Source organism: Aureibaculum marinum (assembly GCF_003813905.1).
GTDB lineage: Bacteria > Bacteroidota > Bacteroidia > Flavobacteriales > Flavobacteriaceae > Aureibaculum > Aureibaculum marinum.
Genome location: NZ_RPFJ01000003.1, coordinates 123880 through 144516, shown reverse-complemented (window position 1 = coordinate 144516; position 20637 = coordinate 123880). Strand labels below are relative to the sequence as shown.

The following is a 20637-nucleotide window of genomic DNA, read 5'->3' as shown; positions in this document are numbered from 1 at the left end:
TATGAATATTTCTGAATTTACATCATTATTGAATACGAATAGTTCTATTTCTATAGAACAAACAAATGCTATTGAAGAAATTTTAAAAAATTATCCTTATTTCCAAGCCGCAAGGATGATTCATCTGAAAGCTTTAAAAAATCAACATAGTTTTAAGTATAACTCAGCCCTTAAAGTTACAGCAGCTCATACTACAAATAGAACGGTGTTGTTTGATTATATTACAGCAGATACTTTAGACAATTCAAATGCTCTAGAGAAACAACAAGAGATTATCAATTCAAAAGAGGTAGTTGATTTGGAAATTGTTAGTAACGATGTAATAGAGCAGTCTCAATTATCCGTTATACATGAAGATGTTGAGGTAGAAGAGGGTAAAGAAGTAGATGTAAAGGATGTAAAGAAAGTAGAAGAAGAATTGAAAATTGGAAAGCCTTTGGAATTTGACCTTTCAGAAATGTATTCGTTTAGAGAATGGTTGCAGCTTACCAATGTGAAACCTATTGAAAGAGAAAAAATGGAAGTTGTTGAAACTGATGTAAATGTAGAAAAAAATGTATTAAAAGAAGTAAAAGTAGAAGCGAATAATACAACTAAAAAGGCTAGCCCTAAGCAAGAGAAATTTGATATAATTGAGCAGTTTATAGCGTCTAAACCCAAGTTAAAAACAGATACAAAAGTAGAAAATATTGATGTTTCTTTTGAAAGTGTTGTTGAAGATGGTATGTTAATGACAGAGACTTTAGCTCGTGTTTATCTGGAACAAAAGAAGTATGACAAAGCAATTCAAGCTTTTAAAGTATTAAGTTTGAAATATCCAGAAAAAAGTAGTTTCTTTGCAGACCGAATTAAAGCAATAAAATTTTTACAAAAAAATAATTCATAAAAAATGACCTATACATTATTCTTAGTTCTGATTGTTATTGTAGCAGTCTTACTTATACTTATTATTATGGTTCAAAATCCTAAAGGAGGAGGGTTATCTTCTTCTTTTGGAGGGCAAGGATCTCAAAGTTTAGGAGGGGTTCAAAATACTACTAACTTTTTAGATAAAAGTACTTGGACATTAGCAACGGTTTTATTTGCACTTATCTTGTTGTCAAACTTTGCTATTCCTAGAAATACTGTTGATACAAAATCTCAAATAGAAGAAACGTTAAATGATAGAAATCCTGTTGAACAAACTGCTCCTGTTAGTGTAGAACAGCCAGCAACAGTACAAGATTCTACAAATTAAGGGTAAGAAAATATATTACTATAAGATGCCAACGTAAATATGACACGTTGGCATTTTTTTTTGCAAAAAATATATTACTTGATTTGTAATTAAAGGGTGTAACTTTTTAAAAGTAAACTGAATTAGGTTAACTGTCATTTTTTTGAATAGAAGTATATGTTCTTAATAAAATGGCACTTTGTAAACTTTTAATAATGTTCAATTTGACATTTGTAAATCAGTTTTTTTATAAGATTCATTATTTGGGTGATGACTATCTGTCAGATTATTAAAATTGGCATATTTTTAGCCATAACAAGTTTCGATTAAATTAACTAAAATTTTAAAGAAATGAGTAAAATAAAGATTAAACCTCTTGCTGATAGAGTAGTAATTGAGCCAATGGCTGCAGAAACAAAAACAGCCTCAGGAATTTATATTCCAGATTCTGCCAAAGAAAAACCACAACAAGGAAAAGTTCTAGCAGTTGGTAAAGGTACTAAAGATGAGCCTACAACAGTTAAGGTTGGAGATACCGTTTTATATGGTAAATATGCTGGAACCGAGTTGAAACTTGACGGTGGTGATTACTTAATTATGAGAGAGAGTGATATTTTCGCAATTCTATAATTAGCTTTTAATCAAAGCGACCAAAATAAAAACATAATAATAACCTGAAAGTCCTATAAGTTTTCCATAGTAGGAAGTGCTTTGTAAAAAATAGGACTTATAAAAATGAAATAAAAATGGCAAAAGATATAAAATTTGATATCGAATCACGAGACGGATTAAAACGTGGAGTTGATGCATTAGCAAATGCAGTTAAAGTAACATTGGGTCCAAAAGGACGTAATGTAGTTATAGGTAAATCTTTTGGTGGACCACAAATAACAAAGGATGGTGTAACCGTAGCTAAAGAGATCGAATTAGAAGATCCTTTAGAAAATATGGGAGCTCAAATGGTAAAAGAAGTGGCTTCTAAAACTAATGATCAGGCTGGTGATGGAACAACAACTGCAACTGTTTTGGCTCAAGCAATTGTTAAAGAAGGATTAAGAAATGTAGCTGCGGGTGCTAATCCTTTAGATTTAAAGAAAGGTATTGATAAAGCTGTTGCAGCTATTGTAGATGATTTACACAAAAAATCTCAAGTAGTTGGTAATAAAATTGAAAAAATTAAACAAGTAGCTTCTATTTCTGCTAACAATGATGAAACTATTGGTGATTTAATTGCTGAAGCTTTTGAAAAAGTAGGTAAAGAAGGTGTTATCACTGTTGAAGAAGCTAAAGGAACAGATACTTATGTAGATACTGTTGAAGGTATGCAATTTGATAGAGGATATTTATCTCCATATTTTGTGACTGATTCAGAAAAGATGATTACAGATTTAGAGAATCCTTATATCTTATTATACGATAAGAAAATTTCTTCAATGAAAGATTTATTACCAGTATTAGAGCCAGTTGCTCAATCAGGTAAGCCATTATTAATTATTGCTGAAGATGTAGAAGGTGAAGCTTTAGCTACTTTAGTAGTTAATAAATTACGTGGGTCTTTAAAAATTGCTGCTGTTAAAGCACCAGGATTTGGAGATAGACGTAAAGCAATGTTAGAAGATTTAGCAATTCTTACTGGAGGTACTGTTATTGCTGAAGAAAGAGGATTTACTTTAGAGAATACAACATTAGATATGTTAGGTTCAGCAGAAAGAGTAACTATCGATAAAGATAATACTACTGTTGTAAATGGCTCTGGAGATAAAAAAGATATTGAAGCTAGAGTAAATCAAATTAAATCTCAAATAGAAACTACTACTTCTGATTATGACAAAGAAAAATTACAAGAGCGTTTAGCTAAATTAGCTGGCGGTGTTGCTGTATTGTATGTAGGTGCTGCTTCTGAAGTAGAAATGAAAGAGAAAAAAGATAGAGTTGATGATGCATTGCATGCTACTAGAGCAGCTGTTGAAGAAGGTATTGTAGCCGGTGGTGGTGTTGCATTGTTAAGAAGTAGAAGTGTACTTGAAAAATTAGCTACAGAAAATTTAGATGAAACTACTGGAGTTCAAATAGTAGCAAGAGCTATTGAAGCTCCTTTACGTATTATTGTTAGAAATGCAGGTAGCGAGGGTTCTGTCGTTGTAGCTAAAGTTTTAGAAGGTAAAAAAGATTTTGGTTTCAATGCCAAAACAGAAGAGTACGTAGATATGCTTAAAGCTGGAATTATAGATCCTACTAAAGTAACACGTGTAGCTTTAGAAAATGCGGCTTCTGTTGCTGGAATGATTCTTACAACTGAATGTGCATTAGTTGACATTAAAGAAGATGCTCCTGCCGGTGGTGCTATGCCTCCAATGGGTGGTGGTATGCCAGGTATGATGTAAGACAAAGTCTTTATAGAAATAAAAAACACTTACAAGATAATTCTTGTAAGTGTTTTTTTATGTATTGTAATTAAAGTTTATAATTATAATTGCTTGTCTTTATCATCTACTTGATTAGACGAATCATTACCTGCCATGCACTTGCATTCTCCTTCAGCACATTTACATTCACTGCCTTCTTTTTTGCAGTCACAATTCATTGAATGCTTCTTAGGAGTGTCAGCATCCATATCAACAGTTTTGGCTTTTAACTCCATTTTACAAACAGGACAATTTCCAGCCTCAGTATAACTTTTACCATCTTCGCAATTCATCGGACATTGATAAACTTCATTTGAAGCCATGTCTGTTTTTTCTTCTGTTTTTACTTCTTCTTTTTTATCATTTTTACAAGATGTAAAAGCAACGCTAACGACTGTTATAACAGTCAATATTAAAATTAGTTTTCTCATTATAAATTATTTAGAGATTATGTTTTTTATAAATCTATATTGCTGTGAAGGTACAAATAAAATTGCTTTATTTATTAATGATCAGATTTTACCTTATCATCTCTATACAAGCAACAAGGATGTACACTTTGGTAAGCTTCATCTGTAGCCTTTATATCTTCAGTATCATGGCCTACATCTGCAATGCTTTGTTGAATCGTTTTTAAGTTTGTTTTACGTTCATTATAAATTAATTTTAATTCGTGTGTTTTTACATTCCAAATGGCTGACTTTACACCTTTTGCTTTTATGGCAGCTTTTTCTATACGCTCTTTACACATTAAACAAACGCCATCAACATTAATAGAGGCTTTGGCATTTTTGTTTTGAGCAAATGTTACTGAACTTACTAAAACTAATAAAATTATTACTGTTTTTTTCATTGTTTATAAATTTTGTACCTTTTAAGTATTCTGTAAATATAGTTAGAATACTTAATTTGGCTAATTTTACTTTATTTTAAAACGTAATCCTGTATAATACATACTACCAAAAATAGGTCCGTACACAAAAGTGGTATCAAAGTTTTCTCCAAAAGGATCATTTGAAGCTAGAATTGGATTTTTTTGTCTCACATTTGTTACGTTTTCACCACCTAAATATACTTCAAATTTTGGAGAAAATACTTTCGTGATTTGTACATTTAAGGTTCCAACTGTTGGTGTGTATTTGGGTAATTTATATGCATTAGGGTTTGATGTTGTAGATGAAAAACGCTGTTTACCTAACCAATTGTAAGTGGCATCAAATTTCCATTGAGATCCACTGTTTTTTAATTTTGTGATGTATGAAACATTTGCAAATAATCGATGTTTTGAAGTCAATGGTTTTTCTAATTTACCTGAATTGTATTGCGTAATAATATCATAATATTTATAAGCCATACGTAAATCAACATTTTGAAATACATTATAATTCATCTCAAGTTGTAGGCTACTAGCATAACTGTCTCCTTGTAAATTGTAAAAGTTTAATTCTTGTGGATTTTCATAATCTACTATAATTTGATTTTGAAAATCGGTTCTGTAGTAGTCTATCATTACATCTGCGTTTCTTCCAAAAAGATTAAATCCTTGCAAGAAAGAAAATCCATAATTCCAAGCAATTTCTGGATCCAATCCATAAATATCACCTCCTGTACTTAGTATGTTAATAGTTCGAGAAGTTGAAAAAATAGATTGATTTTCAGCAAAAATACTAGCAGTTCGTTTTCCACGACCAAAAGAGACTCTTAAAGCAGATTTCTCCCAAGGCGTATAACGTGCATGAAATCTAGGTGTTACAAAAGTTCCCATTAAATTATGATAATCAATGCGAATACCTGCTGTTAAATTTAAATTGTCTAAGTTGTCAAAATTATATTCGAAAAACGCTCCAGCTGAATTTTCTGTGCGTTTAAAAGCTGTTGTATTGACAAACTCATCGTAATGGTCATAAGTAAAACTCACTCCTGTTTTAATTTTATGTCTAGAATCACTGATTATGGAATTATAAATTAAATTGCTGTATAGGCTATTGTGTAAAATGTCATATTGATTTAGTCCAAAATAAGATTCCTGATTATGTCTACTATATGCAGCTTGTAAACCTATTGATTGCCAAGGGATCTCAGAGTTTACATATCCGGCTTTTAAAGAGGCATCGAAACGCTCAGTATCAATTTCACTTCCCCAAGCGTTAGTAGTTAACTTATCGGTGTCAGGGTTAAAATTTATCTGTCCTGTTTGTTTAGAATCATTTAAATATCTGAAATTAATAAAGGTAACTAACCCTTTTTCAGGATTGGTATATTGCCACCTATTCATAATGTTTATTTGATCATAAATTGGCATATCCATAAAACCATCATCATTAACATCGTGCTTTTTATTATGTGTATTGCCATGAAGATATAAACCCGTACTCCATTTGTCGCTTAATTTTGTGTTGAGGTGTACATTTGCTTCAAATCTTTCGCTACTTGCTCCGTAAAGGTTTACAAAAAGTTTATCATCTGTAAAAGGTTTAACTAGTTCTGTATTTATTTGCCCAGCAATACTTTCAAAACCATTCACCACACTACCTGCACCTTTGGTAATTTGGATACTCTCTACCCAAGTTCCTGGTGTAAAACTTAATCCGTATGCTTGTGATGCACCACGAATGGTTGGTATGTTTTCAGAGGTTATCAAAATATAAGGACTTGTTAAGCCAAGCATTTTAATCTGTCGTGTACCAGTAACGGCATCGGCAAAATTAACATCGATAGAAGGATTGGTTTCAAAGCTTTCTGATAAGTTACAACATGCAGCTTTAAGCAATTCGTCACTACTTACAGTTATTACATTTGCAGATTGTAAATATGATTTCGCCGTTGCTTGTTTTCGTGATTTTATGGTTACTTCATCTAAATCATTTTTTTCAACCATAAAATGATGGATTTCTTTAAGTTCATTTACGCTTACTGTATCCGTTTTAAAACCTACAAAACTAAAGACTAGTTTTTTGTATTCAGGTTTGTAATTTATTTCAAACCACCCTTTATCGTTAGTAGTAGTGCCTACGTTTGTGCCTAGCCAATAAACAGTTGCTCCAGGTAAGCCTTCTGTTTTTCCAGTACTGTTTTTTATCATTGCCATTCCTTTTATAGTAGATTGTGATTGTATCACTAAAGGAATTAGAATGAATACTATTTTTAATATAATTTTCATGTCTTTTATGTCAATACTCTTTAAAATTAGAGCATTATTTAATTATTTTTATTGTTGAATTGTATTTTAATAGACTGATTATAAGATGTAATTATCAGTTGGTAATACTTTTTTGTGGGGAGTAAAAACTGTTTTTACAGTTTAAGTGAGGTTAAATCAAATGATAAAGGTCTCATAAAGTACTTGTATGTTCTTTATGATTATAGGGGGTGAGTAATTTAAAAATGAATTTAATTTTTCTTCTACACTTTTAAATAAATTGATGTAAGTATAAGTAAAAAGAAATACAAACTGTTGTGTTTGATCTTGTAATTTTAATACTACTTTTAACTTGGCATTGGAGCCGCGTACAAAATGAACTTCATCTTTACAGCAAGATTCTTTTTCAATCTTCAAAAGATAATCATTATCAAAAGCTTCATCAGGTATTCCGCAACGGTCTAAGTCACCAAAAAAAGCAACATCAGCAATTTTACCACCACAAATATGTTTTTGTACAGTAAAAGATAGTGTTGAAAATAGCACTATAAAGGCCATCAAAAACGCCGATATTTTAACAATTACTTTTTTCATATACTAAGTTAACCTTAAAGCAAAAATAAAAAATATTCTAAGAGAACAGTATCTTTTTAACGTTTATATTTTCTAATTATTAATCTGTTCCCTTTGTCATAAGAAAAATAATTATTCATCCAATTTAAGCCTACGCGTAATTTATTTTTAAACCCACTAATTGAAATTAGGTGAACAGTTGACCAAATAAACCATGCAATTTTTCCACGAAAGTGCAATTTACCAAAATCGGCAACTGCTTTTCTTTTTCCAATTGTAGCTAAAGAACCTTTATCCAAATAATTAAAAGGTTTCCAATCTTCTTGCTTACGCATTAAATTTTTAGCTAAAAGCTGTCCTTGTTGAATCGCTGTAGGAGCAACCATTGGATGGCCCTTTGGGTATTTTTCAGTTTGCATTGAAGCTACATCTCCAATGGCAAAAACATATTCTCGACCTTTTACCCTGTTAAACTCATCTACTGCAATACGATTACCTTGAACTATGTTTTCATTTTCAATTCCATCAGGGAATTGGCCTTTTACTCCAGCGGTCCAAATTAAATTTGAAGATTTGATAGTTTCTCCAGAGGACAAAACAACTGTTTTTCCATCAAAAGATTTTATTGCAGTACCTAAATGCACCTTTACCTGCATTTTTTCTAAATCTTTAAGAGAATCTGTAGATGATTTTTTACTCATTGCAGAAAGTACTTCATTACCAGCTTCAACCACGTGAATTTGTAAAGGAAAATCTCTTAATTCAGGATAGTCTTTTGGATAAATAAATTTTTTAAATTCAGCAAATGCTCCGGCCATTTCAACTCCTGCAGGGCCAGCTCCAATAATAACAATTGAGGTATTTAAACGTCTAATTTCATTCTTGTCAGATTGATTTGCTTTTTCTATATTTTGTAGTACATCACTTCTAATATCTAATGATTCTTGTATGGTTTTTAATCCAATGCTGTTATATTCAACATCTTTTAATCCATAAAAATTATTAGTACTTCCGGTAGCTAAAACAAGATAATCATAATTAATAATACCTATGTCGGTTTGTATATTTTTATGTTCAGCATTAACTTTCTCTACATCCGTCATTCGAAATACAAAATTTTTATAGTTTCTAAAAATTTTACGTATTGGAAAAACTATAGCATCTGGTTCTAATCCGCTCGTTGCAACCTGGTACAATAAAGGTTGAAATTGATGAAAGTTATTTCGGTCAATAAGCACAATTTGGAAAGGCTTATTTTTTAAGGCTTTAGCTAAATGAATTCCGGCAAAACCCGCACCAATAATTACAATTCTGGGGTGTTTACTCTTTGGAATGTAAACAGGTTTTAATTCACTCATGTTGAATAAATTTATTGGATTAGTTAGTTAGAATTGTGGTGCAAACTTACAATTTTTTAGTCTGTCTAACTAACTTTTGCTGGTAATAAAATGAAGGTACTAAAATAAGTACAAAAACAGGATGAATTAAAAATCTGCGGATATAAAAAGTAAGTAAATAACCATCTAGCATTTCCATTTGTAGTAGTATAAAGTAAACGAAACTTAAAAAAATAAATGCTGCGGTATAGAACTTAACAGAGAACCTAACCAGTCCTTTTTTTTGAAAAATAACATAAATTATAACTAAGGAAATTATAGTGTTAATTAAATATCTAAATAGTAGACTTAAAAACAATTTGAATATGTTGTATTCTGGTATTGGTTTGGCTAAAAAATCACTAGCAAAATATTGAATAAAAGGATCGTAAAATAGATATTTTTGAAATGCTCTTACCGCAATAAGTAAAACAAAAAGAAAAATTGCAAGTATCCACCTAACAGTTCTACTCATTTTTTATTTTTTTTAAATAAGAGAAACGTCTCACCCAAATAATCCATAAAAGAAAAACCGCACCATAAATAATAGCGGGAAACAATAAGTCGTGCAATATGCTTTGATATTCAGGATATTTGTACATTAAAATACTTAAAATAAAAACTCTGGCAACGTTAACTATATAAATAAAAGTAGTGCCTATAATTCCATAAATAATGGTAGCTTTAATACTTCCAGAAAAAGCAATAATAAAAGTTAAAAAAAGAATGATAACACTTATTGCATTGCATCCTTCAACAACTCTAGCTACATAAATATTATCAACTATTAGTTTGATAGATAATTCAGAATCATGTTGTTCAAGAGCAACATCATATCCTAATAATTCTCCAAACCATTTAGAATGCTCAGCAACAGTCTTGGTAATTGGGGCACAAGAAAAAACATCACCCTTTTGTTGTGTTTGTTTTAAGTAAACAGAATAAATGCCGACCAATAAAAAATAAGTGACAAAAAACTTAATTAAAAATCTTATAATTGTTTTTCTTTTTTTCAAGTAAAAGTAAGTTAAATTTGTAACAGCCAAATATAATTAATCTTATGGACATAAAAACGTTGAAGTTGAATATCCTTGATATTGTAAATAGTAAATTATCTTATGATAATAAATTGCAGACAATCTGTGATTTATTAAGAAATAATATTGAATATTATGATTGGGTTGGTTTTTATTTTAAAAATGGAGATAAACAGGAGTTAAAATTGGCTCAGTTTTCAGGAGAACCAACAGAGCATACTATAATTCCATTTGGAAAAGGTATTTGCGGACAGGTGGCTGTAAGTAATGAAAATTTTGTGGTACAAGATGTATCTGAGCAAGATAATTATATTTCTTGTGGCTGGAAGGTGAAGTCAGAGATTGTAATTCCTATTTTTGTTAATGGTGAAAATATTGGTCAAATTGATATTGACTCACATACGGTAAATCCTTTTACCAAAGAAGATGAAGAATTTTTAGAATATGTGTGTGGTCTTGTTAGTGAACTTTAAGTTGGTATAAGTTATGTTTTGTACTTAAATTAAACTAAAAAATTGAAGAAATGATTTATAGAAAAGCAACCCAACAGGATTTAGAATCGTTGTCTCAGGCATTTAATAGTTACAGAATGTTTTATCAAAAAAAAGCTGATGTTAAAGCAGCATATGATTTTTTGTTAGAAAGAATATGTAATAATGATTCTGAAATTTATGTGGCATTGAATGATGATAAATATGTGGTTGGGTTTATACAGCTGTATCCGCTTTTGTCTTCAACCCGTATGAAAAAGTATTGGTTGTTAAATGATTTATTTGTAGTTGCTGAGTGTAGAGGTCAAGGAATATCTGTAAAATTAATCGAAATGGCTAAAGATTTAGTTAGAAGTACAAATGCTTGTGGAATGTATTTAGAAACAGAAAAAAGAAATAAAATAGGCAATAATTTGTACTCACGGTCTGGATTTAAATTAATGGATGATGTTAACTTCTATGAATGGACTTTATAGTTAGTTGTATTTATAAAAAATTAAAAATAAATACGCAATTGATAATCTAAAAAAAACTATCAACACCTGTTAATAAATCGGCTAAATTTTTTGGTGTATAAACTGTTGTGTTTTAGTAGCTTTGGCAAAAATTATAACAGGTAAAAATGAGTTCTTCAAAAAAAGCAAAATCAGCATTAATATCAGTATTTCATAAAGATGGATTAGCACCTATAGTTCAAAAATTGAATGCGTTGGGTGTTACTATTTATTCAACTGGTGGTACAGAAAAATTTATTAAAGAATTAGGTATAGACGTAGTACCCGTAGAAGATTTAACTTCTTACCCTTCTATCTTAGGAGGACGTGTTAAAACCTTACACCCGAAAGTTTTTGGAGGTATTTTATCTAGAAGAGAAAATGAGGGTGATGTTGATCAATTAAATGAATTTGAAATTCCAGAGTTAGATATTGTAATTGTTGATTTATATCCTTTCGAAAAAACTGTAGCTTCAGGAGCTTCTGAGCAAGATATTATAGAGAAAATAGATATTGGTGGTATTTCTTTAATAAGAGCGGCAGCGAAAAATTTCAAAGATGTTGTTTGTGTTTCTTCAATGGATCAATATGACGAATTTTTAGAGATTATTACTTCTCAATCTGGAGAAACTACTTTAGAACAGCGTAAAAATTTTGCACGTAAATCATTTAATATTTCTTCTCATTACGATACCGCTATTTTTAATTATTTTAATGCAAATCACGAGGAGCCCGCTTTAAAAATAAGTGAAACCCATGGAAAAGTTTTGCGTTACGGAGAGAATCCACATCAAAAGGGATTCTTCTTTGGTGATTTTGATGCTATGTTTACTAAATTACATGGTAAGGAGTTGAGCTATAATAATTTATTAGATGTAGATGCTGCTGTAAATTTAATAAATGAATTCAAAAATGAAGCTCCAACTTTTGCCATTTTAAAACATAATAATGCATGTGGTTTTGCTCAAAGAGATACGTTGGCTGAAGCATATAAAGATGCTTTAGCAGGAGATCCTGTTTCTGCTTTTGGAGGTATTTTAATTGCCAATACAACTATTGATAAAGCAACAGCACAACAAATTCATAGTTTATTTTGTGAAGTAGTAATAGCTCCTTCCTTTGATGATGATGCTCTGGAGATTTTAAAAGGAAAGAAGAACAGGATATTGCTAATTTTAAAAGATGTAGAATTGGCTAAAACAACCGTAAGAACCTGTTTAAATGGTGTTTTAGTTCAAGAAAAAGATAACAAGACAGATAAAGCAGAAGAATTAGAAGTAGTAACATCGGCTAAACCATCAGCCCGAGAAATTGAGGATTTAATATTTGCTTCAAAAATTTGTAAACATACCAAATCAAATACAATTGTTTTAGTTAAAAACAAACAGCTTTTTGCTAGTGGTACTGGGCAAACTTCTAGAGTAGATGCTTTAAATCAGGCAATTGCAAAAGCTGAATATTTTAAATTTGATTTAAATGAAGCAGTAATGGCAAGTGATGCATTTTTCCCATTTCCTGATTGTGTAGAGATTGCTAAAAACGCAGGAATTAATGCGGTAATTCAACCAGGAGGTTCAATAAAAGACCAATTATCTATTGATTATTGCAATACTAAAAACATGCCAATGGTGTTTACAGGAACGCGTCATTTTAAACATTAATTAATTTTGGAATAAAGTTTCGTTAACATTCCTTTAATTTTATTAACTTTGGCAATTCGCAAAAATTAAATAACCCAAACTAAATAACTCTATGGGATTTTTTGACTTCCTGACTGAAGATGTTGCGATTGACTTGGGGACAGCTAATACGCTTATTATTCACAATGGTAAAGTTGTAATAGATAGTCCGTCAATTGTAGCTAAAGATAGAACTTCTGGTAAAATTATTGCCATTGGTAAAAGAGCAAATCTTATGCAAGGTAAAACGCATGAGAATATTAAAACTATCAGGCCTTTAAAAGATGGTGTAATTGCCGATTTTGAAGCTTCAGAACAAATGATAAAGGAATTTATTAAACAAATTCCTTCCATAAAAAAACGTTTTTTCTTTCCACCTTCTTTACGAATGGTAATCTGTATTCCTTCAGGAATTACTGAAGTTGAAAAACGTGCAGTACGAGATTCTGCAGAACATATGAATGCTAAAGACATTTATTTGATTCATGAACCAATGGCAGCAGCAGTTGGTATTGGTATTGATATTATGATGCCAAAAGGTAATATGATAATAGACATAGGTGGAGGAACTACAGAAATTGCTGTAATTGCTTTAGGTGGTATTGTTTGTGATAAGTCTATCAAAGTAGCTGGTGATGTATTTACCAACGACATCGCTTATTACATGCGTACCCAACACAATCTTTATGTTGGTGAAACCACTGCAGAGAATATAAAAATTGTTGTAGGAGCTGCAACCGAAGAATTGGATAATCCTCCCGAAGATATATTAGTTCAGGGTAGAGATTTATTGAGTGGAAAACCAAAACAAATAAAAATATCTTATAGAGAAATAGCCAAAGCGTTAGATAAATCTATCCTAAGAATAGAAGATGCTGTTATGGAAACGCTTTCTCAAACGCCTCCAGAACTTGCAGCTGATATTTATAATACGGGTATTTATTTAGCAGGAGGAGGTTCTATGCTTAGAGGTTTAGATAAAAGATTATCTAGAAAAACTGATCTACCTGTTTATGTAGCAGAAGATCCGTTAAGAGCAGTGGTTAGAGGTACAGGAATTGCTTTAAAAGACCTTGAAAAATATCAAAGCGTATTGATGAAATAGTAAAGTCTCGGATATAATATGCAACAGATTATTAGTTTTATACTAAAGAACAAGTACTTTTTACTCTTCTTGTTGCTAGAAATTTTGGCTTTTTCGTTCACATTGCAAAGTCATTCTTATCACAAAAGTAAGTTTGTGAATTCTGCAAATAGTATAACTGGTGGTGTTTACAGTAAAATTAATGCATTTAAAGAGTACACAAGCTTAAAAGAGTTTAATGAGCAATTGATGGAAGAAAATGCTCGCTTAAAAAATTTAATCGCTAGAAGTAATATTGATACTGTTTTAAATGCTATTACTGTTTTAGATTCTACTAAATATCATCAAAAATATAGTTATATTCCAGCTAAAGTTATTCGTAATCAATACAATAGAAAGTTTAATTTTATTACCATTAATGTGGGTTCTAACCATGGAGTTAAACATGATCAAGGAGTTGTAAATAGTAGAGGAGTAATTGGTATTACAAATTCAATATCTAAAAAGTATGCTACAGTTTTATCTATTTTAAATGAAAATTCTAAAATAAACGTAAAACTACTAAAGAGTTATCATTTTGGAAGCTTGTCTTGGAATGGAGATGATTATAATATTTTGCAATTAATTGATTTGCCTATACAAGCCAATATACAAGTTGGTGATACTATTATTACTGGAGGCAGATCTACTATTTTTCCTGAAGGTATTTTAGTAGGTACTATACTAGACTTTCATAAAGAAAACAATACTTACAAAGAAGTGAATATTAAACTTTTTAATGATATGAGTGCCATTGGACCAGTAAATATTATTACAAGTTTTGATAAGCAAGAAATAGATAATTTAGAAGAAGGATTAAATTAATGAACGAAGTAGTAAAAAATAGTTTTTTGTTTATTGGCTTGATAGTTATTCAAGTTACCATTCTAAATAATATTAACTTTTTAGGATACATTAATCCATTTTTATATATCTTATTTGTAATAGTTTTTCCTGTAAGACGTGATCGAGGCCTTTTACTTGTTTTAAGTTTTTTATTAGGATTAAGCATTGATTTTTTTTTAGATTCTGGAGGGGTAAACGCTGCAGCTACAGTTGCAATTGCTTACTTTAGATTGCCATTAATTAAAGCATTGACAAGAAAAACAGAAATTGATTTTCCTCTTTTTAAAATAATTAGATTACCATTTTTGAAATTGTTAAGTTTTATAGCTATTATAACTTTAACACATCATTTAATCCTCTTTAGTTTAGAATATTTTAAATTTGCGGAAATACTTACTATTCTTTCCAGAACAATTTTAACAAGTATTTTTACAATTATATTAATTATATTCAGTTTATTATTATTGAATAAAAACAAGTAGTAGTGGAGAAAAAATATATTGCATATTTTTCTATATTATTAGTCAGTTTAATATTTATTAGTAGGTTATTTTATATTCAGGTATTGGCTTCGAAATATAAGCCATCACCATTAAATAATTCAGCTGTAGCTGTTAAATATGATTATCCAGAAAGAGGATTTATCTATGATAGAAATGGAGTGTTGGTAGTAGCCAACCAGCCTTCTTATGATGTAATGATTGTTCCGCGAGATGTTCAGGCTCTAGACACTGTGGAGTTTTGCAATTTGTTAAAAATTGATAAAGAGACATTTTTAAAAAGATATAAAAAAGCATGGACTTATTCTCCTAGAATACCTTCTGTATTTGTAGCTCAACTTTCAAAAAGTGATTATGCTTTTTTGCAAGAAAAAATGTATAAGTATAAAGGATTTTATATTCAAAAACGTACATTAAGACAATATCCTATAAAATCTGCTGCTAACGTTTTAGGATATATTGGAGAAGTTAGCCCTTATCAATTAAAGAAAAATAGTTATTATCAGCAAGGAGAGCTTATTGGTATCAATGGTGTTGAAAAACAATACGAGGAAGCTCTTCGAGGAGTAAAAGGGGTGAAGTTTATTCAAAGAGACCGTTTTAATAAAGAAATTGGTCCCTTTAAAGATGGTATTTATGATACTTTAGCTACAGTAGGTAAAGATGTAAATATTACATTAGATATTGAACTTCAAAAATATGCTGAGGATTTAATGGTGAATAAAAGAGGAGGTATTGTTGCAATAGAGCCTTCTACTGGAGAAATTTTAACTTTAGTATCTAGTCCAACTTACGACCCAAATTTATTAGTAGGTAGAGAGCGTTCTAAGAACTACAATATTTTACACGATAAAAAATACGAAAATCCTTTATATGATAGGTCCTTATTAGCTCAATATCCTCCAGGGTCTCCGTTTAAAATATTAACAGGATTAATTGGTTTACAAGAAGGAGTTATTACTCCAGAAACTCGAGTTACATGTTACCGGGGTTTTCGTTATGGGAGAAGAGGTTTTATGAAATGTCACTGTTCATATGGTACTGTACATGCTTTAAATAGTGGAATTCATCAATCATGTAATGCTTATTTTGCAAGTGCTTATAAAAAAACTATTGAAAAATATCCTACAGCAGCTGAGGGAATGAAAAAGTGGAGTGACCATGTTAAGAGTTTTGGTTTAGGAGATTTTTTACATAATGATCTATCAACAGGAACAAGGGGTCAAGTTCCTGATGAAAAATTATATAATAGAATGTATCCTGATTTTGCATGGGGAGCCACAACAAATATATCTAATGCTATTGGGCAAGGTGAAATTACTACATCTCCTATACAATTAGCAAATATGACAGCGGCTATAGCTAATAGAGGTTTTTATTATACACCACACATTATAAAGAAAATTGATAATAAACCTATTCAAATTGATAGGTTTGTTGTTCCTAAAAAGACAACAATAGATCCTAAGCATTTTGAACCTGTTATTGAAGGGATGCTAAATGTATTTGAAAAAGGTACAGCCAGAGCTTCTAGGGTAGAAGGAATAGAAATTTGTGGAAAAACTGGTACCGCAGAGAACTTTTCAATTATAAATGGAGAAAAGGTACAGTTTCAAGATCATTCTATCTTTATTGCTTTTGCACCAAAAGATAATCCAAAAATTGCAATTGCTATTTTTGTTGAAAATGGATATTGGGGGTCGAGATGGGCAGCTCCAATTGCCTCTTTAATAATTGAAAAATATTTAAAAGGTACTGTTTCAAGACCTTATTTAGAAAAACGTATGTTTGAAGGTAGTATTCAAGATGAATATGAAAAACAAAGATTAATGCTAGAACAAAAAATTGAGAAAGAGACAGAATAACATATTTGCTGGAGTAGATTGGATACTTGTAATGTTTTTTATAGTGCTTGTGTTTATCGGATGGATTAATATCTATGCGGCAACTGTAACAGATACAAGCTTAAGTGTTTTTGATGGAACTACTTTTTATGGAAAACAATTAAAATGGATAGGGTTAAGTGCTGTTTTAATTACTATAACAATGGCTATTGACGCCAAGTTTTATGAACGATTTGCAGGCTTCTTTTATGTTATTTCAATGCTGAGTCTTGCAGGTTTATTTATTTTTGGAAATACAGTGAATGGAGCAACGTCATGGTATAATTTTGGAGGTTTTAGTTTACAACCAACTGAATTTGCAAAAGTTGCAACCGCCTTAGCTTTAGCAAACTTTTTAAGTGAACCCAACAAAGACCTTAGTAATTTTAGTACTCAAATTAGAGCTTTTTTAATTCTTTTAGTGCCTTTTGTTTTAATTATACTGCAACCCGATGCAGGTTCTGCACTTATTTATTTTACCTTATTTTTTGTAATGTATCGGGAAGGACTTCCTGGGTGGTATTTAGGACTTGGCTTCATACTCATAATATTATTTTTAGCAACTCTTTATTTTGGCTTTGTAACCGCATTAATTATTATATTTTCTATTTTAACATTACTAGTTCTTTATCTGCTTAACCTGAAGAAATTCCATTTAAATAGAGAATGGCCTAAAATTATAGTTTTATTTATATGTGTAGGAACTTTTATGTATAGTGTTGATTATATTTTTAATAATATTTTTGATCAAAGACATAGAGATCGATTTAGTATCGTCTTAGGTAAAGAAGTTGACCCAAGGGGGATTGGTTATAATACCAACCAATCCATGATTACTATTGGTTCTGGAGGACTTACAGGTAAAGGGTTTTTAGAGGGGGATAGAACACAGGGAAATTTTGTCCCAGAACAGCAGACTGATTATATTTTTAGTACTATTGGTGAAGAATGGGGGTTTGTAGGCACAAGTGCTGTAATAATTATATTTACAGCGTTTATTTTGCGAATAATAAGAGTCGCTGAAAGGCAAAAATTAAAGTTTAGTAGAATTTTTGGATATTCGGTTGCTACAATCTTCTTTTTTCACTTTATGATTAATATAGGGATGGTAATAGGATTGGTGCCTACCATTGGTATTCCTTTGCCTTTTTTTAGTTACGGAGGCTCGTCTCTATGGGGATTTACTATTTTACTCTTTGTTTTTATTAGATTAGATGCTGATAGAACTTATGAGTGGTAGAACTCATTTAAATAAATTAAAAATTGAAGGTTTACTGTTGTTTTTTTTAGAATGTTCTATCGATGGTTTTTCTAGGCCTTTTTTTTTAAGCTTTATGTAATCGTTTTTATTGATTTCTATAAAATCATCCCATTTTTCACTCTCTTTAACAAAAGTTTTCACATCATTGTATGCACCAACCTTATAATTTAAATGAACAGAAGATAATAACATATCTAATGATATTTTATAAATTTGAATAGCCTCTGCTCCAAATAATACATAAGTTAATTCTTCTTTATTATTCTTTTCCATTTCTTTTCCTTTAGATATAGAACAACTTAGACATAAAAACTCCTAATTGTTTTTCTCAATAGATTTAGAAAATAATATTGAAATGTATTTAAGCAACAGTAATAGTTAATATAGAAGAGGTAATTTTGGTAGAAATATAGATAAATTAGGGACAAAAAAAAGACCGTCTTATTATGACGGTCTCTTTTTTAAGTGTTTACAAAATTATAACGAAGCTACATGCTTAGTAAGCTTAGATTTTAAATTAGCAGCTTTATTACTATGGATAATATTCTTTTTAGCTAATTTGTCAACCATAGACAAAACTTTGTTTAATTGCTTTTCAGCATCTGCTTTCTTTTCAGTTTCGCGTAATTCTTTTATAGCATTTCTAGTAGTTTTATGCTGAAACTTATTTCTTAAGCGTTTAGTCTCACTATTTCTAATTCTCTTTAATGCTGACTTGTGATTTGCCATCTAACTTCTTTTTAAATGTTATTTTATCAAAATCTGATAAATTATTTAATCCTATTAGATTAAACTTTTTGTAGTCCGTAGGGGAATCGAACCCCTGTTACCAGGATGAAAACCTGGCGTCCTAACCCCTAGACGAACGGACCATTGTGCTCTTTTATCTTGTAAAGCGAGTGCAAAAATAATACATTTTTTGAACTCTGCAAGTTCTTTTTAAAAAAAGTGACATTTTTTTTTAAAGTATCAAAAATTAATAGAAATGAATTGCATAAAATATATGTTGTTTCTATTAGAAAAAGAACTTTTAACACATTCATAATCAGAGTTAAACTAGTATGCTTTTGCAAATAGAACCCTCTTTGAGGATGGTTTTCCACTAAAAACACAAATTCCCTCTTCTTCAATTGAATCTATGGGAATGCATCTAATTGTAGCTTTAGTTAAGTCTTTTATTTTATTTTCAGTTTCAGCGGTGCCATCCCAATGAGCAGATATAAACCCTCCTTTATCATTTAAAACACTTTTAAATTCTTCAAATGTATCTACTTTAGTGATGTGTTGATCTCTATAGTCTTTGGCCTTATTGTAAAGACTCTGTTGTATTTCTATTAATAAACTTTCAATAGTAGTAACTAATTCTTCTTGTTTTACTATTTCTTTAGTCAAGGTATCTCTTCTAGCCAATTCAACGGTACCGTTTTCCATATCTCGTGGTCCCATTGCAATTCTAAGTGGAACACCTTTTAATTCGTATTCGGCAAATTTCCATCCTGGTTTATGCGTATCTCTATTATCAAATTTAACAGAAATACCTTTAATTCTGAGCTCATTCATTATCTGATTTGCTTTTTCAGAAATCATTTGAAGTTGTTCTTCTCCTTTATATATAGGTACAATTACAACTTGTATTGGTGCTAAATTTGGAGGTAAAACCAATCCTTTATCATCTGAGTGTGTCATAACCAATGCACCCATTAATCGAGTAGATACACCCCATGATGTAGCCCAAACATGTTCTAATTTTCCTTCTTTAGAGGTAAATTTAACATCAAAAGCTTTTGCAAAATTTTGCCCCAAAAAGTGAGATGTTCCAGCTTGTAATGCTTTTCCATCTTGCATTAGGGCTTCAATAGTATAAGTTTCTAATGCACCTGCAAACCTTTCAGTTTCGGTTTTTGTACCTTTAATTACGGGCATGGCCATGAAGTTTTCAGCAAAATTAGCGTATACATTTTGCATTTGTTCAGCTTCAGTAATGGCTTCTTTTTTGGTGGCATGTGCAGTATGACCTTCTTGCCATAAGAATTCAGCAGTACGTAAAAATAATCGAGTACGCATTTCCCAACGTACAACATTGGCCCATTGATTTACTAATATGGGTAAGTCTCTATAGGATTGTACCCATTTTCTATAGGTATCCCAAATTATTGTTTCAGAAGTTGGTCTAACAATTAATTCTTCTTCTAGTTTTGCATCTTCATCAACAACAATACCACTTCCATCTTCAGCGTTTTTTAATCTGTAATGAGTTACAACGGCACATTCTTTAGCAAATCCATCCACATGACTAGCTTCTTTACTAAAATAAGATTTAGGAATAAAAATAGGAAAATAAGCATTTTCATGTCCAGTTTCTTTAAACATTCTATCTAGTTCACTCTGCATTTTTTCCCAGATTGCATATCCATATGGTTTTATTACCATACAACCTCTAACACCAGACATTTCGGCTAAGTCGGCCTTAATAACTAGTTCATTATACCATTTAGAATAATCCTCGCTTCGTTTTGTTAAGTTTTTGCTCATATATTGGGTTTTGGCATAAATATTGTAATGTAAATAATACGAAATAATTAGATTACAAAACTAAAACTATTTTGTAATTTAG

Annotated in this window: 22 protein-coding genes and 1 tRNA gene; 12 read left to right on the top strand and 11 right to left on the bottom strand. The window is 30.6% G+C overall.

All coding sequences use genetic code 11. The features are described 5' to 3' along the window. The first annotated feature begins 1 nt into the window (after window position 1). The 4 genes from EGM88_RS03595 to groL all read left to right on the top strand — a co-directional run bounded on the left by EGM88_RS03595 (window position 2) and on the right by groL (window position 3600). Window positions 2-886, top strand: coding sequence for a tetratricopeptide repeat protein (locus EGM88_RS03595; RefSeq protein ID WP_123896605.1), 885 nt, complete (start codon window positions 2-4; stop codon window positions 884-886). A gap of 3 nt (window positions 887-889) precedes the next feature. Further along, the gene (gene secG, locus EGM88_RS03590; protein WP_123896604.1) at window positions 890-1237 is read left to right on the top strand and encodes a preprotein translocase subunit SecG; all 348 of its coding nucleotides are present in this window, start codon (window positions 890-892) and stop codon (window positions 1235-1237) included. A gap of 330 nt (window positions 1238-1567) precedes the next feature. Then, window positions 1568-1846, top strand: a complete 279-nt coding sequence (locus EGM88_RS03585; RefSeq protein ID WP_123896603.1) for a co-chaperone GroES — start codon at window positions 1568-1570, stop codon at window positions 1844-1846. 116 nt (window positions 1847-1962) lie between these two features. Continuing rightward, on the top strand, window positions 1963-3600 hold the full coding sequence (gene groL, locus EGM88_RS03580; RefSeq protein ID WP_123896602.1) for a chaperonin GroEL: 1638 nt from the start codon (window positions 1963-1965) through the stop codon (window positions 3598-3600). 83 nt (window positions 3601-3683) lie between these two features. Here groL and EGM88_RS03575 read toward each other — a convergent pair whose 3' ends face one another. The 7 genes from EGM88_RS03575 to xrtF all read right to left on the bottom strand — a co-directional run bounded on the left by EGM88_RS03575 (window position 3684) and on the right by xrtF (window position 9725). Next, a complete protein-coding gene (locus EGM88_RS03575; RefSeq protein ID WP_123896601.1) occupies window positions 3684-4052 on the bottom strand; it encodes a heavy metal-binding domain-containing protein in 369 nt (122 codons plus the stop codon). Window positions 4053-4126: 74 nt separating this feature from the next. Then, window positions 4127-4474 (bottom strand): heavy-metal-associated domain-containing protein, encoded by a 348-nt coding sequence (locus EGM88_RS03570; RefSeq protein ID WP_123896600.1) that lies wholly within the window; start codon window positions 4472-4474, stop codon window positions 4127-4129. Window positions 4475-4540: 66 nt separating this feature from the next. Further along, window positions 4541-6781 carry a TonB-dependent receptor gene (locus EGM88_RS03565; protein WP_123896599.1) on the bottom strand — a complete coding sequence of 747 codons (2241 nt, stop codon included), beginning with the start codon at window positions 6779-6781 and terminating at the stop codon, window positions 4541-4543. Between the two features lie 156 nt (window positions 6782-6937). After that, entirely contained in the window at window positions 6938-7354 is a 417-nt protein-coding gene (locus EGM88_RS03560) for an HYC_CC_PP family protein (protein WP_123896598.1), read from the bottom strand. A 56-nt stretch (window positions 7355-7410) separates the two neighbouring features. After that, a complete protein-coding gene (locus tag EGM88_RS03555) occupies window positions 7411-8691 on the bottom strand; it encodes an NAD(P)/FAD-dependent oxidoreductase (RefSeq protein WP_123896597.1) in 1281 nt (426 codons plus the stop codon). A 46-nt stretch (window positions 8692-8737) separates the two neighbouring features. After that, entirely contained in the window at window positions 8738-9184 is a 447-nt protein-coding gene (locus EGM88_RS03550) for an exosortase F system-associated membrane protein (protein ID WP_123896596.1), read from the bottom strand. Next, window positions 9177-9725: an exosortase family protein XrtF gene (gene xrtF / locus EGM88_RS03545; RefSeq protein ID WP_123896595.1), complete on the bottom strand. Its 549-nt coding sequence runs from the start codon at window positions 9723-9725 to the stop codon at window positions 9177-9179. The genes EGM88_RS03550 and xrtF overlap by 8 nt, the downstream gene beginning before the upstream one ends. Before the next feature lie 44 nt (window positions 9726-9769). Here xrtF and EGM88_RS03540 point away from each other — a divergent pair, with 44 nt between their 5' ends. From EGM88_RS03540 to rodA, 8 genes are all read left to right on the top strand, one after another. Beyond that, window positions 9770-10219, top strand: coding sequence for a GAF domain-containing protein (locus EGM88_RS03540; RefSeq protein WP_123896594.1), 450 nt, complete (start codon window positions 9770-9772; stop codon window positions 10217-10219). Window positions 10220-10269: 50 nt separating this feature from the next. Further along, on the top strand, window positions 10270-10713 hold the full coding sequence (locus EGM88_RS03535; RefSeq protein ID WP_123896593.1) for a GNAT family N-acetyltransferase: 444 nt from the start codon (window positions 10270-10272) through the stop codon (window positions 10711-10713). A gap of 146 nt (window positions 10714-10859) precedes the next feature. After that, on the top strand, window positions 10860-12392 hold the full coding sequence (gene purH / locus EGM88_RS03530) for a bifunctional phosphoribosylaminoimidazolecarboxamide formyltransferase/IMP cyclohydrolase (RefSeq protein WP_123896592.1): 1533 nt from the start codon (window positions 10860-10862) through the stop codon (window positions 12390-12392). A 91-nt stretch (window positions 12393-12483) separates the two neighbouring features. Continuing rightward, window positions 12484-13515 carry a rod shape-determining protein gene (locus tag EGM88_RS03525; protein ID WP_123896591.1) on the top strand — a complete coding sequence of 344 codons (1032 nt, stop codon included), beginning with the start codon at window positions 12484-12486 and terminating at the stop codon, window positions 13513-13515. 18 nt (window positions 13516-13533) lie between these two features. Continuing rightward, window positions 13534-14358, top strand: a complete 825-nt coding sequence (gene mreC / locus EGM88_RS03520; protein ID WP_123896590.1) for a rod shape-determining protein MreC — start codon at window positions 13534-13536, stop codon at window positions 14356-14358. Further along, window positions 14358-14861, top strand: a complete 504-nt coding sequence (gene mreD, locus EGM88_RS03515; protein ID WP_123896589.1) for a rod shape-determining protein MreD — start codon at window positions 14358-14360, stop codon at window positions 14859-14861. The genes mreC and mreD overlap by 1 nt, the downstream gene beginning before the upstream one ends. A 2-nt stretch (window positions 14862-14863) precedes the next feature. After that, a complete protein-coding gene (gene mrdA / locus EGM88_RS03510) occupies window positions 14864-16744 on the top strand; it encodes a penicillin-binding protein 2 (RefSeq protein ID WP_123896588.1) in 1881 nt (626 codons plus the stop codon). Continuing rightward, window positions 16725-18002: a rod shape-determining protein RodA gene (gene rodA / locus EGM88_RS03505; protein ID WP_238988368.1), complete on the top strand. Its 1278-nt coding sequence runs from the start codon at window positions 16725-16727 to the stop codon at window positions 18000-18002. The genes mrdA and rodA overlap by 20 nt, the downstream gene beginning before the upstream one ends. 3 nt (window positions 18003-18005) lie before the next feature. Here the strand turns inward: rodA and EGM88_RS03500 are convergent, their stop codons facing one another. The 4 genes from EGM88_RS03500 to proS all read right to left on the bottom strand — a co-directional run bounded on the left by EGM88_RS03500 (window position 18006) and on the right by proS (window position 20555). Further along, window positions 18006-18296: a hypothetical protein gene (locus EGM88_RS03500; RefSeq protein WP_123896587.1), complete on the bottom strand. Its 291-nt coding sequence runs from the start codon at window positions 18294-18296 to the stop codon at window positions 18006-18008. 204 nt (window positions 18297-18500) lie between these two features. After that, window positions 18501-18752, bottom strand: a complete 252-nt coding sequence (gene rpsT, locus EGM88_RS03495; RefSeq protein ID WP_123896586.1) for a 30S ribosomal protein S20 — start codon at window positions 18750-18752, stop codon at window positions 18501-18503. A gap of 71 nt (window positions 18753-18823) precedes the next feature. Then, a tRNA-Glu gene (locus EGM88_RS03490) sits at window positions 18824-18895 on the bottom strand. 184 nt (window positions 18896-19079) lie between these two features. Next, on the bottom strand, window positions 19080-20555 hold the full coding sequence (gene proS, locus EGM88_RS03485) for a proline--tRNA ligase (RefSeq protein ID WP_123896585.1): 1476 nt from the start codon (window positions 20553-20555) through the stop codon (window positions 19080-19082). Between the last annotated feature and the right edge of the window lie 82 nt (window positions 20556-20637).

Excerpts from the sequence above, each read along its gene's own strand:
- EGM88_RS03595 (WP_123896605.1), top strand. The coding sequence starts at position 2 with ATGAATATTTCTGAATTTACATCATTATTGAATACGAATAGTTCTATT.
- secG (WP_123896604.1), top strand. The coding sequence starts at position 890 with ATGACCTATACATTATTCTTAGTTCTGATTGTTATTGTAGCAGTCTTA.
- EGM88_RS03585 (WP_123896603.1), top strand. The coding sequence starts at position 1,568 with ATGAGTAAAATAAAGATTAAACCTCTTGCTGATAGAGTAGTAATTGAG.
- groL (WP_123896602.1), top strand. The coding sequence starts at position 1,963 with ATGGCAAAAGATATAAAATTTGATATCGAATCACGAGACGGATTAAAA.
- EGM88_RS03575 (WP_123896601.1), bottom strand. The coding sequence starts at position 4,052 with ATGAGAAAACTAATTTTAATATTGACTGTTATAACAGTCGTTAGCGTT.
- EGM88_RS03570 (WP_123896600.1), bottom strand. The coding sequence starts at position 4,474 with ATGAAAAAAACAGTAATAATTTTATTAGTTTTAGTAAGTTCAGTAACA.
- EGM88_RS03565 (WP_123896599.1), bottom strand. The coding sequence starts at position 6,781 with ATGAAAATTATATTAAAAATAGTATTCATTCTAATTCCTTTAGTGATA.
- EGM88_RS03560 (WP_123896598.1), bottom strand. The coding sequence starts at position 7,354 with ATGAAAAAAGTAATTGTTAAAATATCGGCGTTTTTGATGGCCTTTATA.
- EGM88_RS03555 (WP_123896597.1), bottom strand. The coding sequence starts at position 8,691 with ATGAGTGAATTAAAACCTGTTTACATTCCAAAGAGTAAACACCCCAGA.
- EGM88_RS03550 (WP_123896596.1), bottom strand. The coding sequence starts at position 9,184 with ATGAGTAGAACTGTTAGGTGGATACTTGCAATTTTTCTTTTTGTTTTA.
- EGM88_RS03540 (WP_123896594.1), top strand. The coding sequence starts at position 9,770 with ATGGACATAAAAACGTTGAAGTTGAATATCCTTGATATTGTAAATAGT.
- EGM88_RS03535 (WP_123896593.1), top strand. The coding sequence starts at position 10,270 with ATGATTTATAGAAAAGCAACCCAACAGGATTTAGAATCGTTGTCTCAG.
- purH (WP_123896592.1), top strand. The coding sequence starts at position 10,860 with ATGAGTTCTTCAAAAAAAGCAAAATCAGCATTAATATCAGTATTTCAT.
- EGM88_RS03525 (WP_123896591.1), top strand. The coding sequence starts at position 12,484 with ATGGGATTTTTTGACTTCCTGACTGAAGATGTTGCGATTGACTTGGGG.
- mreC (WP_123896590.1), top strand. The coding sequence starts at position 13,534 with ATGCAACAGATTATTAGTTTTATACTAAAGAACAAGTACTTTTTACTC.
- mreD (WP_123896589.1), top strand. The coding sequence starts at position 14,358 with ATGAACGAAGTAGTAAAAAATAGTTTTTTGTTTATTGGCTTGATAGTT.
- EGM88_RS03500 (WP_123896587.1), bottom strand. The coding sequence starts at position 18,296 with ATGGAAAAGAATAATAAAGAAGAATTAACTTATGTATTATTTGGAGCA.
- rpsT (WP_123896586.1), bottom strand. The coding sequence starts at position 18,752 with ATGGCAAATCACAAGTCAGCATTAAAGAGAATTAGAAATAGTGAGACT.
- proS (WP_123896585.1), bottom strand. The coding sequence starts at position 20,555 with ATGAGCAAAAACTTAACAAAACGAAGCGAGGATTATTCTAAATGGTAT.